Annotated in this window: 14 protein-coding genes; 7 read left to right on the top strand and 7 right to left on the bottom strand. The window is 30.6% G+C overall.

Annotation, left to right across the window (positions count from 1 at the left end; translation table 11 throughout):
• Positions 1–9 precede the first annotated feature (9 nt).
• From NZ841_01665 to NZ841_01645, 5 genes are read right to left on the bottom strand one after another with little or no spacing between them, the layout of a single operon-like run.
• Positions 10–969: an NAD-dependent epimerase/dehydratase family protein gene (locus NZ841_01665; GenBank protein ID MCS7201473.1), complete on the bottom strand. Its 960-nt coding sequence runs from the start codon at positions 967–969 to the stop codon at positions 10–12.
• A complete protein-coding gene (rfbC, locus tag NZ841_01660) occupies positions 953–1540 on the bottom strand; it encodes a dTDP-4-dehydrorhamnose 3,5-epimerase (protein ID MCS7201472.1) in 588 nt (195 codons plus the stop codon). The genes NZ841_01665 and rfbC overlap by 17 nt, the downstream gene beginning before the upstream one ends.
• A complete protein-coding gene (gene rfbB, locus NZ841_01655; protein ID MCS7201471.1) occupies positions 1507–2535 on the bottom strand; it encodes a dTDP-glucose 4,6-dehydratase in 1029 nt (342 codons plus the stop codon). The genes rfbC and rfbB overlap by 34 nt, the downstream gene beginning before the upstream one ends.
• Positions 2528–3418 carry a dTDP-4-dehydrorhamnose reductase gene (gene rfbD / locus NZ841_01650; GenBank protein ID MCS7201470.1) on the bottom strand — a complete coding sequence of 297 codons (891 nt, stop codon included), beginning with the start codon at positions 3416–3418 and terminating at the stop codon, positions 2528–2530. Before rfbD ends, rfbB begins: the two co-directional genes overlap by 8 nt.
• Positions 3415–4146: a sugar phosphate nucleotidyltransferase gene (locus NZ841_01645; GenBank protein ID MCS7201469.1), complete on the bottom strand. Its 732-nt coding sequence runs from the start codon at positions 4144–4146 to the stop codon at positions 3415–3417. The genes rfbD and NZ841_01645 overlap by 4 nt, the downstream gene beginning before the upstream one ends.
• A gap of 272 nt (positions 4147–4418) precedes the next feature.
• On the opposite strand from NZ841_01645, the gene NZ841_01640 reads away from it, so the two are divergent.
• The 6 genes from NZ841_01640 (at position 4419) to NZ841_01615 (ending at position 11080) form a co-directional block, all read left to right on the top strand.
• On the top strand, positions 4419–5963 hold the full coding sequence (locus NZ841_01640; protein MCS7201468.1) for an exonuclease: 1545 nt from the start codon (positions 4419–4421) through the stop codon (positions 5961–5963).
• Between the two features lie 97 nt (positions 5964–6060).
• Entirely contained in the window at positions 6061–7269 is a 1209-nt protein-coding gene (locus NZ841_01635; GenBank protein MCS7201467.1) for a DUF401 family protein, read from the top strand.
• Between the two features lie 55 nt (positions 7270–7324).
• On the top strand, positions 7325–8842 hold the full coding sequence (locus NZ841_01630; GenBank protein ID MCS7201466.1) for a bifunctional metallophosphatase/5'-nucleotidase: 1518 nt from the start codon (positions 7325–7327) through the stop codon (positions 8840–8842).
• Complete coding sequence (locus tag NZ841_01625) at positions 8839–9057, top strand: hypothetical protein (GenBank protein ID MCS7201465.1); 219 nt, start codon at positions 8839–8841, stop codon at positions 9055–9057. Before NZ841_01630 ends, NZ841_01625 begins: the two co-directional genes overlap by 4 nt.
• 6 nt (positions 9058–9063) lie before the next feature.
• Positions 9064–10806 carry a pyruvate kinase gene (gene pyk / locus NZ841_01620; GenBank protein ID MCS7201464.1) on the top strand — a complete coding sequence of 581 codons (1743 nt, stop codon included), beginning with the start codon at positions 9064–9066 and terminating at the stop codon, positions 10804–10806.
• On the top strand, positions 10787–11080 hold the full coding sequence (locus NZ841_01615) for a septum formation initiator family protein (protein ID MCS7201463.1): 294 nt from the start codon (positions 10787–10789) through the stop codon (positions 11078–11080). The genes pyk and NZ841_01615 overlap by 20 nt, the downstream gene beginning before the upstream one ends.
• Here NZ841_01615 and NZ841_01610 read toward each other — a convergent pair.
• Positions 11077–11679, bottom strand: a complete 603-nt coding sequence (locus NZ841_01610; GenBank protein ID MCS7201462.1) for a cyclase family protein — start codon at positions 11677–11679, stop codon at positions 11077–11079. The genes NZ841_01615 and NZ841_01610 overlap by 4 nt on opposite strands.
• A gap of 234 nt (positions 11680–11913) precedes the next feature.
• Between NZ841_01610 and NZ841_01605 the strand changes: the two genes are divergently transcribed.
• Complete coding sequence (locus NZ841_01605) at positions 11914–14349, top strand: glycoside hydrolase family 2 protein (GenBank protein ID MCS7201461.1); 2436 nt, start codon at positions 11914–11916, stop codon at positions 14347–14349.
• Here the strand turns inward: NZ841_01605 and NZ841_01600 are convergent.
• On the bottom strand, positions 14342–14881 hold the full coding sequence (locus NZ841_01600) for an archaemetzincin family Zn-dependent metalloprotease (protein MCS7201460.1): 540 nt from the start codon (positions 14879–14881) through the stop codon (positions 14342–14344). The two genes, NZ841_01605 and NZ841_01600, sit on opposite strands and share 8 nt — an antisense overlap.
• Between the last annotated feature and the right edge of the window lie 63 nt (positions 14882–14944).

Below are 14944 nucleotides of genomic sequence, written 5' to 3'. Positions count from 1 at the left end.
ACTCACACCTCATTTATTAAGAGCAAGTTGGCTTTTTACCCAATCTATTGTATTTTTTAATCCCTGATATAAATCTATCTTAGGACTCCAACGTAAAACCCTCCTAGCAAATTCGATATTTAATACTCTTCTTCTTACATCATCAATATCTCTTTTCTCTATATGCAATATCTGAGATTTACTCTCAGTAAGTTCTATGATCAATTGGGCAAGTTTATTAATACTTGTTTCTATTCCTGAACCTATATTAAAAGTCAAACCTGGCATAATAGTGGCTGCTTTTAATGTGGCTTCAACCACATCTTCAACATAAGTAAAGTCTCTTGTTTGCTCACCATCACCATAAATTAGAATTGGCTCCCCTGATAATGCCCACGTGATAAACTTAGATACTACCCCACAATATGGATTTAAAGGATTTTGATAAGGCCCATATACATTCGAATATCTAACCACATTAATTGGTATCCCATATGTTTCAAAAAAAGCTGAACAATAGGCTTCAGCTGAAAGCTTACTAGCAGCATATGGATTTAGGATTATTTTAGAATCTTCCTCATTTATAGGAAGATACTTTGCATTTCCATATATGGAAACTGAAGAAGCATAAACAATTTTTTTAACTTTAAAATTTTTTTCTAAACACGCCTTTAAAATATTAATAGTTCCTAAAACATTTGTTAGAAAATCTTTATAAGGTTCTTTTGTAGAAGCGATGATATTTCTTGCTGCAAGGTGAAATACTATTTCGATATCTTTTAAGGAATTATAAACATCTTCTAAATTTTCAACATTCCCTTCTACAATTTCTATATCTAAATCTTTTAAATTTTCTTTTAATCCTGTGAAAAAATTATCTAAAACTCTAACTTTAGCTCCTTCTTTTAATAAACGTCTTACGAGATTTGTTCCAATAAATCCAGCACCACCTGTAACTAATACTAATTTTCCCTTAAAAAATTTCTCCATATTCTTCACCCCTATAGTTTAAAACTACAACATTTCTCAATCTTTCCCATTTTTTATCTTTCTCAGAAAGAATTATCTCATCTATTTCCTCAAGAGGCCAATTTATACCTATATCTGGATCGTTCCAGATTATTCCCCCCTCATCTTCTGGATGGTAATATTCTGTTGTCTTATATAAAACCTCTGCTTCTTCTGAAAGTACTAAAAATCCATGAGCAAATCCTTCAGGTATATAAAACATAAGCTTATTTTCTTCTGATAGTTCTATACCGTACCATTTTCCAAATGTAGCTGATTCTTTCCTTATATCTACTGCTACATCAAAAATTCTTCCTCTTATTACTCTTATTAATTTGCCTTGAGGATATTTCCTTTGAAAATGAAGTCCCCTTAAAACTCCTTTCTTAGATCTTGAATGGTTATCTTGAACAAAATCTACGTTTAGTCCAAGTTCTTTAAATTCCTTTAAATTATAAGTTTCCATGAAAAAACCTCTCTCATCTCTATAAACTGTTGGCTCTATTATTATTAATCCTTTTATTGGCCCTTCTTTAAATTTAAATTTCCCCATTTCTCTAAATACCACCTTATTGTTTTTCTTAAAGCTTCTTCAAATTTCCATTGGGGCTTCCATCCTAATTCTTTTTCTATTTTCTCAGTGTTTAACGCATATCTTTTATCATGTCCAGGTCTATCTTTTACAAAGGTAATTAATTTCTTATATTCTTCCTCTTTCTTTCCTGTCTCTTCCGCAAGAATTTTACATATTAGCTCTACAAGCTCAATATTCTTCCATTCATTCCCTCCACCTATATTGTATATCTCACCTATACTTCCTTTATGTAATACTATATCTATCCCTCTACAATTATCTTCTACATAAAGCCAATCCCTTACATTCTGTCCATTTCCATATACCGGTATTTCTTTTCCTTCTAATGCCCTTTTTATGGTAAGAGGTATTAATTTCTCTGGGTATTGCCTTGGACCAAAGTTGTTTGATGATCTTGTTATTATTACTGGAAAATTATAGGTTACAAAGTATGCCCTACAAAGAAGGTCTGCTCCTGCTTTAGAAGCAGAATAGGGACTATTTGGCTTCAATAAAGATTCTTCTTTGAATTTCTCTTTGCTTTCGAGATCTAATGATCCATATACTTCATCAGTACTTATTTGAACAAATCTTACTTCATCTTTACTTTCTTTATACCAATATTCTTTCGCTACATCTAATAATACATGGGTTCCATATACATTTGTTTTTATAAATATCTCTGGCCCTTCTATACTTCTGTCTACATGTGACTCTGCTGCAAAATTTATTACATAATCTGGACTAAATTCTTCAAATATATGCTCTACAAGTTCTCTATTGGAAATATCTCCTTTCACAAAATAATAGTTGGGATTTCTTTCTACTTCTTTTAAATTTTCAAGATTCCCTGCATATGTAAGTTTATCTAGATTTATTATTTTATATTCAGAATATTTGTGGAGAATGTAATGTATAAAATTTGAGCCTATGAATCCAGCTCCTCCTGTTACAAGTATTGTTTTTTTATACACTTTTGATTTCTCCTTTTTCATGATAGGAATTTATGAGAAATGAACCATAGGTATTTAGAAAATCAGTTAATGCTCTCTCCCAATCTCTCATTATATTTAAATTCTCAAGCTTTAATAGGTAGTTTTCAAGAGCTGAATATCTAGGCCTTTTCGCTTTAGCTGGATAGTCCTCTGTCTTTATAGGAAGAATATTTATGTTATCTATATTTAATATCTCAAATATCTTCTTCGCAAATTTATACCAACTTATCTCTCCTTGGTTTGATGAGTGATAAATCCCTACTTTATCTTCTTCTATAAGTTTCAATGTCTGTCTCACTACATCTAAGGTATATGTAGGACTTCCTACCTGATCATCTACAATTTTAAGCTCCCTTTCTTTTATACCTTTTTGAATTATAGTCTTCACAAAATTTCTTCCGTTTATCCCATAAAGCCATGAAATTCTTAATATTAAATGATTTGGATTATATATCTTTGTGTATTCTTCCCCTAAAAGCTTTGATTTCCCATAAAAAGATAAAGGATTTGGCTCATCAAACTCTGTATATGGACTATCTTTGTTTCCATCAAATATATAATCTGTACTAAAGTATATTACCTTGGCATTTATTTTGTAGGATGCATAGGATACATTCTTCGCTCCTATTGCATTTACTTTAAAACATTCTTCTATTTCATCTTCAGCCATGTCTACTTTTGTATATGCACTACAGTTTATTACACAGTCGGGCTTTATCTTATTTAAGCTTTCAGATAGTTTCTTGAAGTCTAAAATGTCTAATTGGGCATGAGTTAGAGCATAAATTTCTTCTTTTCCTCTTAAATAATTCTCAAATTCTTTTCCCAATTGTCCTGATGCTCCTAAGATTACAATTTTCATGTTTCATTAAAATTTAAAATTATATCTTGAGTAAGATGATTTGCTCTAAATAAAGATTCAGGAGTTCCTGCATCTGTCCACCATCCCTTTAAGATATCATAGGTTAATGTTCCCCTTTCTAAATAAGCATTATTTACATCAGTTATTTCAAGCTCTCCTCTTGCAGATGGCTTTAGAGTCTTTATTATTTCAAAAACTTCTGAGTCATACATGTATATCCCTGTTACTGCATATCTACTTTTTGGTTCTTTGGGTTTTTCTTCTATTTTTATTATTTTTCCATCTTTTATTTCAGGAACTCCAAATCTATGAGGATCTGGTACCTCTTTTAACAATATTTTTGCCCCTCTTTCTTGCTTCTTATATCTCTCTACATATGGAGTTATATCATCTTCAAATATGTTATCTCCTAATATTACTACACATCTATCATTTCCTACAAAATGCCTTGCAAGCCCAAGAGCTTGTGCTATCCCTCCTGCTTCATCTTGTACTTTATACGTAAACTCCACTCCAAAATCTCTTCCACTTCCTAAAAGTTCTATCACATCACCCATATGCTCTCTTCCTGTTACTATCAATATTTCATAAATTCCTGCTTTCTTAAGTTTATATATGGGATAAAAAATCATAGGATATCTTCCTACAGGAAGAAGATGTTTGTTTGTCACATTCGTTAATGGTCTTAATCTTGAGCCTGTCCCCCCTGCTAATATGATTCCTTTCATAGTTTTAGAATTTCTCTCTTCTTTTATTGAAAAATCTTTTTTGAATAAACATTATTCAACCTATGCTATAAATTAAGTCTATTTTACAGATAAGTGTAGCATATATATTTAATGCTTTCAATTTTTATTGTTTTAACTATGGACGTGTAAATATTTGATAAATATTTGACCTAAACTTGAGGTTATAGCTTTTGGTTATTTTATTGGAAAAGCTAGTTTTAGTATTTGAAATGTTAAAATATATTTAAGTTTTTCCTTTTGGGAGTTTAAAGGTGGGAGCAAGACTTATTTTCTATGATGGAGTAGATTGTATAGGTGGAAATAAAATCTTGCTGGAAGAAAATAATTTTTCAATTCTTTTTGATTTTGGAATTAATTTTAATGAAGAAGGAAAATATTTTGATGAGTTTTTAAGACCAAGAAATATCTTAGGAATATATGATCTATTAAATTTAAATCTTATTCCTCCCCTTGAGGGCTTATATAGAGATGACTTAGTTTTGCCTGGTCTTTTTGATAAATTTAAAAATCATAATCATTATAGAAAAGTCGATCCTATTGGTGTTTTAATTTCTCATGCCCATCTAGATCATGTGGGATATATATCTTACATTGCTCATGATATTCCTATTATAACTTCTCTTACCTCTTCATTAATTATAAAAAGTTTAGAAGATACAAGTAAAAATCTTTCAGATTTCTGTCTTATTAAGAAAAGAGAATATAAGGATGGGATTCTTCAGACAGAAAAGGGAGTTTTCATAAAAAGACCATATACAGTATTTGGAGAGAAATTGAATTCTGATATTATCAATTTTTGGAAAAAAATAGAAAGAAAAACTTCTTTTGAAATATTAGAAAGAGAATTAGAAATAGTAAAAGAAGTATTAAGATTAGGTCCCTTTGAAATAAAAGCTTTTCCTGTAGACCATTCCATTCCTGGAGCATTAAGTTTTGGAGTTAAAACATCCTCAGGCTGGATTGTTTACACTGGTGACTTAAGAATTCATGGGAGAAATGCAGAACTTACAAGAAAATTTTTAGAGGAGCTAAAAAAAATTCCCATAAAGGTGCTATTATGTGAAGGAACCCATCCCGATTTAAAAAATCTTCATTCAGAAGATGATGTGAAAGAAACTGCATATAGAATTGTAAAATCAGCAAAAAGCTATGTTATCGCGGACTTTGGTTCTAGAAATATAGATAGATTAATAACCTTTTTAGAGATAGGAAAAGAAACAGGAAGAAAGCTATTATTGACCTTAAAAGATATATACCTTTTAGAATCTTTATCTCTTTTAGGTTTTCCAGATCCTTTAGAGGATGAGTATATTACTTTTTATTTAGAGCCTAAAGGAAGGTACGAAACTTGGGAGGAAAATCTTATAGAAAGATATATGAGAGTTCAAGGAAAAGGCATAAATTCGGAAGAACTTAAGAAAAATCCTAGGGACTATATTCTCTGTATTTCTTATTACGATTTTCATCTTCTTCTTGATATTCTTCCCAATTCAGGAGTATATATCTTTTCTTCCAGTGAAGCCTACAACGAAGAGATGAGAATTGATCAACAAAAAATAGAAAATTGGTTGAAATATTTCAATTTAGAGATTAGAGGAAATTTGGTAGAAAAAAGAGAAGAATCTCCTCTTCACGCCAGTGGACATATTCATGAGGAAGGAATTATAGAAATAATTGAATCTTCAAAACCAGAGATCCTTATTCCTATTCATACTAAAAATAAAAACTTTTTTGAAAAGTTTAAAGGATTTTGCAAAGTATTGTTCCCTAATAAGGGAGAAATAGTAGATTTTTGATTTTTACTTTTTTCTTGATTCTTTTGATTAATTACTGCTAAAATACTATCCATATAAACTTTTTATAGATTTAAACTAAGAATAGAGGTGATATGATATGATAGCATTTCTAAAAGTAACTATTATTTTTGCTCTTATTGTTAGCGCTATTATAAATAAACTTCCCTTAGTTTGGGCTCTTTTTGGTGGAAGTTTTATACTAGGTGTGAGTTTTGGTCTTCCATTAATAGAAATATTTAAATCTGCGCTTTCCTCGACTATTTCTTGGAATACTCTTAAGATCGTTATTGTTCTTTACCTTATTGCCATATTAGAAAATATATTAAGAAATAAAGAAATGTTAAAAAATATGGTCCAATCCCTAAAAAATCTCATCAAAGATCCAAGACTTACCTTAATTTCCATGCCTATGATTATGGGACTTCTTCCTTCTGTTGGAGGAGCCCTTTTCTCTGCGCCTCTCTTAGAAGAAGCATCTTCTGGAAATGATATCTCTCCTGAGAAGAAGGGATTTTTAAATTTCTGGTTTAGACATGTTTGGGAACCTTTTCTTCCTGTATATCCAGGAATAATTTTAGCCTCTACCCTCTCAGGGATATCATTACCTATATTAATAAAAGAAGCACTACCTTATGGTCTTGCTGTTTTTATTATAGGACTTTTTATAGGATTTTATAAGTTATCTTTAAATAAAGAAGAGGTTACTGAAAGTAATTGGAAAAATGAGTTATTTAATTTTTTCACATCTTTCTGGCCTTTTATTATTATTCTTTTTTCTGTTTTAGTTCTTCATTTTGATATTCTTTTTGTTCTTTTATTAATATTAATTCTTTTATTATTGATCTTTAGATATACTCCTTTAGAAATTAAAAATACTCTAATAGAATCTCTAAAAATAGAAAATCTACTGTTGATTATTGCGGTAATGGTTTTTAAGGGACTTTTGGAAAGAGTAAATGCCGTTAGTGATATTTCTTACTTCTTTTCTTCCTTAAATATTCCCTTAATTATAATTTTCTTCACCCTACCCTTTCTAGTGGGACTTCTTACTGGAGTAACTCAGGCTTCTATCGGAATAACCTTTCCTATTATTCTTTCTCTTATACCCTATGGAGAAAGCATAAAGTGGGTTACTTTTTCTTTTATAAGTGGTTATATTGGAGTTATGATGTCTCCTGCTCATTTATGCTTAGTCTTGACAAGGGAGTATTATCAAGCAGAGTGGAATAAGCTTTATCCAGAAGTAATAAAAGCAGGAATTATTTTAATAATTTTTAACTTTTTTTTAAAAATTTTTAATTTTTAAGAATATATATTTAGTGTAAAATTAAATCATAAAATCTTTCTGGGAGGTATATTTTATGAAAAAATTTATAAAATCCTTAATTATCTCCTTAGCTATTTTTATTCTTTTCTCTTTTATTTTTGCTCAGTCTGTTCCCAGCATAAATTTAACAATTCTTCATATTAATGATTTTCACGGAAGACTTCTTCCATATACTGTGAGAAGTATAAGTGAAAAAGTTCCAGTAAGCGGTGTGGCTTATCTTGCTCAGTTGATAAAGGAAGAAAGATCTAAAAATCCTGAGGGAACTATTCTTCTTTCTGCAGGAGACATGTTTCAAGGAACACCCCAATCTAACATATTTAGAGGAGAACCTGTAGTTGAAATAATGAATATTCTTAATTTTGATGCCATGGCAGTTGGGAATCATGAGTTTGATTGGGGACAGGAAACTTTACAGAAATTAGTTTCTCTTTCTAAATTTCCCTATCTTTCTGCAAATATTCTCGATAAAAATGGAAATTACCCATCTTATTTGAAGCCTTATGTAATTCTTGAAAGGAAAGGATTAAAGATTGCAGTTATTGGATTAATAACTCCAGAAACTGCATATATTACAAAACCTGATTATGTACAAAATTTAATTTTTAAAGATCCAGCAGAAGTTCTTCCAAAAATAATTGATGAAGTAAGGAAAAAGGGAGCAAATTTAGTAATAGTTCTTTCCCATTTAGGATTTGAAGCGGATAAAAAATTAGCAGAAAAAGTATCAGGTATTGATGTTATAGTTGGAGGACATAGTCATACTGTAGTTACTAATCCAGTAGTAGTTAGAGGAGTAATCATAACTCAGGCAGGATATAATGGAATATATCTAGGAGTTTTAGAATTAAAAATTCAGCCTGATACATATATGATTTTAGGTTATACAAAAGAAAATGCCTTAAAAACTGTTTTTGCTGGACCTGAAAACAAATTTGACGAAAAAGTAGCTCAAATTGTGGAAAAATATAATAATCAATTAAAGGACGAATTTGCAAAGGTGGTAGGAGAAACCTTAGTAAATCTAGTAAGAAACTATAACGAAGAATCCAATGTAGGAAATGTAATATGTGATGCTATGAGAGAAGCAGCAAAGGCAGATATTGCTTTTCAAAATAGTGGAGGAATAAGAACAGATATAAATAAAGGACCTATTACTATGGAATTGGTCTACACTCTTCTTCCCTTTGATAATGTATTGGTAGTCATGGATCTTACTGGAGCACAGATCTTAAAACTTTTAGAGCAGAGTGCTACTTTAGAAAAGGGAATATTGCAACAATCAGGATTAAAGGTAAAATATGATATGAGAAAACCTATAGGACAAAGAGTTGTAGAAGTACTTGTTGGAGATAAACCCTTAGAACTTGATAAGGTATATAAAGTAGTAACCAATGACTTTTTAGCTGCAGGTGGAGATAATTTCGTAACTTTCAAAGAGGGAAAAAATTTAGTTTACGGAGATATGCTAAGGGATGTCTTTGTAGAATATTTAAAGAAATATTCTCCCATTTCTCCAAAGGTTGAAGGAAGAAGTGTTATAATAAAATGATGGTTGAAATTATTACTGTTTACGTAAATAACAAACCGGTAAAAATCTATCAAGGCATGCAGGTAAAGCATGCCTTGATTTCTTTTGATTATTTTCTTTATAAATCTTGTGAAAATGGAGAATGTATAGTGTTAGATGAGAATGGATTTGAGATTGGATTAGAAGGCGCTTTATATGAGGGAGCAAAAATTTACACAAAAGAGATAAAGGGGTGAAAAAGGTTGTTCAGAAGAACAAAAATAGTGTGTACCATCGGACCTGCAAGTGAAGATGAAAAAACATTAAGAGAACTCATCTCTTGTGGGATGGATGTAGCAAGATTAAATTTTTCTCATGGAGATTATGAAGTTCATGGCAAAAGAATTGAGCTTATAAGAAAAATATCTGAAGAATTAGATAAAAGTGTTGCCATTCTTCAAGATCTTCAAGGTCCTAAAATAAGAATTGGAAAATTTGAAAAAGAAAAGATTTTTCTTGAAGATGGACAGGAATTCTGTTTAACTTCTGAAGAATGTATAGGAAATGAAAAAATAGCTTATATTAATTATCCTTATCTTTCGGAAGATTTAAAAGAAGGAGAAAGAATCTTATTAGATGATGGCTTAATAGAGCTTAGAATAGAGAAAATAAAAAAAGACAAAGTTATATGTAGAGTAATTCATGGTGGAGAATTATGGGAAAAGAAGGGAGTAAATTTCCCTGATTCTGAATTAAGGGTATCTGCGCTTACAGAAAAGGATAAAAGGGATGTCCTCTTTGGAATAGAAAAAGGTGTAGATTTCATTGCTTTATCCTTTGTAAAAAAAGCTGGAGATATTTTGGAATTAAAAGAGTTCTTAGAATTATATAATGCAAGAATTCCAGTAATTGCCAAAATTGAAAAAAGAGAAGCTATACAAAATTTTAGAGAAATTTTAGAGGTTTCTGACGGTATTATGGTGGCAAGGGGTGACCTTGCGGTTGAGATTTCTAATGAAAATGTTCCTTTATTACAAAAAAGAATTATAAAAGAAGCAAGAATTTCAGGAAAACCAGTAATAACTGCAACCCAAATGCTAAGTTCCATGGTAAATAATCCCACTCCTACAAGAGCAGAAGTTAGTGACGTTGCCAACGCCATATTAGATGGAACAGATGCAGTTATGCTCTCAAATGAAACTGCTGTTGGAAAATATCCTGTTTTAAGTTTGAAAATGATGGATAAAATAGCAAGAAAAGTAGAAGAGGAATTTCCCTATGAAAGCTTTTTAATTCCTCCCTCTGATGAAAACATAACTCAGTCAATCACTTATTCTGCATGTGAAATATCTCGTCAAATAAAAGCAAAAGCTATAATCACTGCAACCCATAGTGGCTTTACTGCACAACAGATATCAAAATACAGGCCTTTTTCTCCTATTTTCGCTATAACTCATTTTCCTGAAGTTCAAAGAAGATTAAACTTATCTTGGGGTGTAATTCCTCTCCTTACTGAAGTCTTTTATACTACCGATGAAATGTTTGAGAAATCTACAAGAATTCTTTTACAAAAAAATTATATAAAAAGTGGCGATACAGTAGTAATTACTGCAGGAATTCCCATGGGAATCTCAGGAATGACAAACTTAATAAAAGTTCATGTAATATCTGAGATCATTGGAAAGGGGCATGGACTAGGTGGTGAAACTAAAACTGCAAGAGCATGTATTCCAGAGAACGAGAAAGAAGTGTTTAGTAAAGCTCAAGAGGGGGACATTCTTATTATTTCAGATTTCTTTCCAGAACTTATTGCTATATTAGATAAAATAAGAGGTTTAGTTATAGAGAGTAGAAAACTTCCCCCAGATCTTATTCCTTGGAGAAGTAAAGGTTTAGGAATTATAGTTGGCACAGGAAAGATAAGAGATAAATTATCTCATGGAGAGATAATTACTATAGATCCTGAAAGAGGGGTGATATATAGAGGTGTTATCCGCACAACGTAAGAAAAAATACAATAGAATATTTCTAATTCTTATAATTTTATATCTCTTTCCATCATTTTATTTTGGAATTAAGGACTACTTTTATTATAAAAAAGAGCTGGAAAGAAATAAAAAAAGATATGAAAAATTAATTAAGGAAGTAGAAGACCTCAAGGAAATAGTTAATAACCTTAATGATCCGTATATTATAGAAAAACTAGCTAGAGAAAAACTATTTATGGTGAGACCCGGCGAAATTCCTATTCTCATTATTGAAAAAAACTCTAAAAATTAAACAGGTTGAAGCGCAAAAACTCTTGAGGGAATAATTTTTAAAGCTTTAATGCTCAATGGAGCAATTACTAAAAAAATCTTTTCCTTTTTAATGGAAAGAAGATTATAGAGATTATGAATTAGAAAGATATCTCTAGATAAAAATAAATCATGAGCTTCTTTACTTATGGGAAAATCGACTCCAATAAATTTTATTCTTTTTTCAATTAGAATATTGCATGCAGGAAGAGAAAGCACAGGGTAATCTTTAAATATTTCTCCAGATGTCCAACGAGAATACCATTTTGTTTTTAAAATAACTCCCATTCCCCCATCTATATATAAATTCTCAAACTTTGCTTCGGTAATTACATCTCTCATCCAAATCTCTGATAAATCTACAACAACAGCTTCCCTTAAAAGGAAATCCTTTGGAAATTCATTCCAAGGAATTTCTATATAAGTGCCTGTATGAGATGAAATTTCTATTTTATAAAAAGGAGAATTCCAAAAACTTGTCTTGCCTAATTCGCTTAGTTTAAAAATAGAATGAGATTCTTCAGGAAAAATCATATCGGGTGAAAGTTCTAAGGTGAGATCTATTATTTCAAATTTACTCATATTTTCACCTCGACAATTTTGTTTAGTTAAATTATACCATGTTTTGGTATAATATTTGACGATTTATATAATCTTTGTATTAGGGAGGTAAATATGGGAAGACAATGGAGAGTTAGAGAAAAAAGAAAAAGAAGAAAAGCAAGAGAAAAAAGAAGAAAGAAAAAACTTGCTCAACAATTGAAGGCATCAAAATAATTGATATAATAATTTTATTATAACTAAGGGAGGGACTAAATGGAAAAGATAAGTCTTTCTGGGATTTGGCTTTTTAGGGAATCGAAGGAAAATAAATGGTATAAAGGAAAGGTCCCTGGATGTATTCATTTAGACTTAATGGAAAATAATTTAATTCCTGACCCTTTTATAGGAAAGAATGAGAATAAAGTAAGTTGGGTAGAAGAAAAGGATTGGATTTATCAAAAAAAATTTGAAATACATAAAGAATTCTTAGACTATCCTTCAATTGAACTTTCTTTCGAAGGCTTAGACACCTTTACTGAAATATATTTAAATGGACATAAAATCGGAGAAACAGATAACATGTTTATTCCATGGAATTTTGAAATTAAACCTTATTTAAAAGAGGGAGAAAATACCTTAGAAGTGTATTTTTATTCTCCATCAAGGGTTTTAGAAGAGAAGGCCCAAAATTATCCCCCTCTAAAAGGAGCTTTTTACCCTTATAGAGTTTTTGGAAGAAAAGCACAATATTCTTTTGGATGGGATTGGGGTCCAAGACTTGCAACTTCAGGGATCTTTAGAGATGTATATCTAAGAGGATGGAGAAAAGCAAGGATAAAAGATATATGGATTCCTGTAGGAATTATGGAGGACAGAGCTCAGATAAACTTGGAATTGGAGATAGAATTAATGGAAAACTCTACCCTTGATGTCCCACTAAGAATTTCCATTGAAAAAATAGTTCTTGAAAAAAAGTTAAGATTAACTCTTCCAGAAGGAAAGGTATTTATAAAGATTCCATTGACCATTTCTAACCCTAAACTCTGGTATCCTAATGGTTATGGACCTCAACCTATATATACTCTCCAATTAGCGTTAGTAGATCAAAACGGAGTAATCTTAGATAGAAAGGAGCAAAAGTTCGCAATAAGGAAGGTAGATCTAATAACCCAAAGGGAGGAGAAAGATAGCTTTATTTTTTATATAAATAATATCCCTATATTCGCAAAAGGAGTTAATTGGATTCCTTGTGATTCTTTTCTTCCAAGAGTGAAAGATGAGGATTACAGAATTCTTCTTAAAAAAGCTAAAGATATAGGAGTAAATATGATTAGGGTTTGGGGAGGAGGAATCTACGAAAAAGATATCTTTTATGATCTTTGTGATGAAATGGGAATTATGATATGGCAAGATTTTATGTTTTCTTGTGGAGAGTATCCTGAAAGTGATGAATTCTTAGAAAAAATAAGAGAAGAAGCAGAAATTATAATTAAAAAGCTAAGAAATCATCCATCTATTGTTTTATGGTGTGGAAATAATGAAAATGATTGGGGTTATCATGCAAAATGGTGGGGAGAAAGAGAAAGATTCTGGGGTGAGAGCATATACCACAAAATCCTTCCCGACGTATGCGCAAGATTGGATATGACAAGACCCTACTGGCCTAGTAGTCCCTTTGGAGGAAAAGATCCTAATAGTGAAAAAGAGGGAGATAGGCACAGCTGGTCTGTATGGTCTGGTTGGTCAGATTACAAGGAATATCTGAAGGATAATGGGAGATTTATAAGTGAATTTGGATTTCAAGCTCCTCCCCATAAAGATACAATAATGAAATTTATAACATCTCCTGAGGAATATTATCCTCAAAGTGAAGAAATAGAATTTCATAATAAACAAACTCAAGGAACAGAAAGAATAATTAGATTTCTTGCGGAACATTTTAAGATTACCTCAGATATGGAAGAGTATATATATCTTGCTCAAATAAATCAAGGTTTAGCCTTAAAAACTGGAATAGAACATTGGAGAAATAATAAATTTGACACAGCAGGAACATTAATATGGCAATGGAATGACTGTTGGCCTGTGATTTCATGGAGCATTATAGATTATTATAAAAGGGAAAAACCCTCATATTATTTTGTAAAAAGAGCTTTTAAACCAATAAAAGTAAATATAGAAGAAAAAGAAAAGGAGCTAATAATTTTTGGGGTGAATGATACCCTAGAAGATTTTGAAGGGAAATTAAACATTCAACTTTTATCCTTTATAGGTGAAAAAAGGAGAAACTACGATTTAGAGATAAGGATTCCATCTAACTCTAGTGTTAAGCTCTATTCTCTTTCAAAATTAAACCCTGATCCAAATAAAGAATTTTTGAAAGTAAACCTATTTTCTAAGAATGGAAATTTAATAGATAGAAACGAATATTTCTTTAAAGAATTTAAACATATCAATTTACCCCAAGCAAAAGTACTTTATAAAATTGAAAAAGAAGGAGAAAATTACAGAATAAAATTCGAATCGAATAATATTGTTTTGTGGCTTGCTCTAGAACTAGATAATACAGAATGGGAGGATAATTATTTTAATCTCTATCCCAAAGAGGAATATTCTATTTACTTTAAAACTATTCATGATTTAGATTACATTGAGAAAAATTTAAAGATTAAGAGCTTTAACGAGATTAAATTAGAGAAAGCTATGTAAAAAACTGAGAAATAAGAGAGGAACAACGATTACAAAATTTTTCTTTCTTATGATCAGTATCTTTTAAGCTGTTAGAAAAAAACATAACACATTTAGGATTGGAACAATGCTCAAGACCAAAGGTATGGCCTAACTCATGCACAGCTTCTTTTATTGCTCTTTCCTTCAAAAGTTTTATATTCTCAGGTAATCCATAAAAAGTATTGTTTAAACGAGCTAAACTAATCAAAGCCTCTCTACCTCTAATCTTTGCTTGACCAAAAATATAATTTAAATCTGGAACATATAAGTCTACTTCTGTTATTCCGAGAATTTTAAAGGCTTGCTCTAGTTCTAATTTAGAGAGCTTTTCTAAAAATAACGGAGAAAAATATTGATTTCTTTTTACATTCAAACTATTTTCAGGAATTGAGATTTCATCGCTTACTTCAAAAAAATATGGAAAAATTAAGGATAAGTTTTCCTTTAAATACTCTAAAATTTCAATTCTAACCTTTCCTATGGGAACAAGATATATTTTTTTATCTCTCATTAATTTTATTTTAACTCAATAGTATTGATTTTTTCCAGACTCTTATATATAATTTTATCAAAA

It is taken from the genome of Dictyoglomus sp. (assembly GCA_025060475.1).
Lineage (GTDB): Bacteria > Dictyoglomota > Dictyoglomia > Dictyoglomales > Dictyoglomaceae > NZ13-RE01.
Note: the sequence above shows the minus strand (reverse complement) of the source record. Positions and strands in the feature narration are given on the sequence as shown.

Bases quoted from the DNA above. Each gene is read 5' to 3' on its own strand.
- rfbC (MCS7201472.1), bottom strand. From the start codon at position 1,540: ATGGGGAAATTTAAATTTAAAGAAGGGCCAATAAAAGGATTAATAATA.
- NZ841_01605 (MCS7201461.1), top strand. From the start codon at position 11,914: ATGGAAAAGATAAGTCTTTCTGGGATTTGGCTTTTTAGGGAATCGAAG.
- NZ841_01665 (MCS7201473.1), bottom strand. From the start codon at position 969: ATGGAGAAATTTTTTAAGGGAAAATTAGTATTAGTTACAGGTGGTGCT.
- NZ841_01600 (MCS7201460.1), bottom strand. From the start codon at position 14,881: ATGAGAGATAAAAAAATATATCTTGTTCCCATAGGAAAGGTTAGAATT.
- NZ841_01645 (MCS7201469.1), bottom strand. From the start codon at position 4,146: ATGAAAGGAATCATATTAGCAGGGGGGACAGGCTCAAGATTAAGACCA.
- NZ841_01635 (MCS7201467.1), top strand. From the start codon at position 6,061: ATGATAGCATTTCTAAAAGTAACTATTATTTTTGCTCTTATTGTTAGC.
- NZ841_01630 (MCS7201466.1), top strand. From the start codon at position 7,325: ATGAAAAAATTTATAAAATCCTTAATTATCTCCTTAGCTATTTTTATT.
- NZ841_01610 (MCS7201462.1), bottom strand. From the start codon at position 11,679: ATGAGTAAATTTGAAATAATAGATCTCACCTTAGAACTTTCACCCGAT.
- NZ841_01625 (MCS7201465.1), top strand. From the start codon at position 8,839: ATGATGGTTGAAATTATTACTGTTTACGTAAATAACAAACCGGTAAAA.
- rfbD (MCS7201470.1), bottom strand. From the start codon at position 3,418: ATGAAAATTGTAATCTTAGGAGCATCAGGACAATTGGGAAAAGAATTT.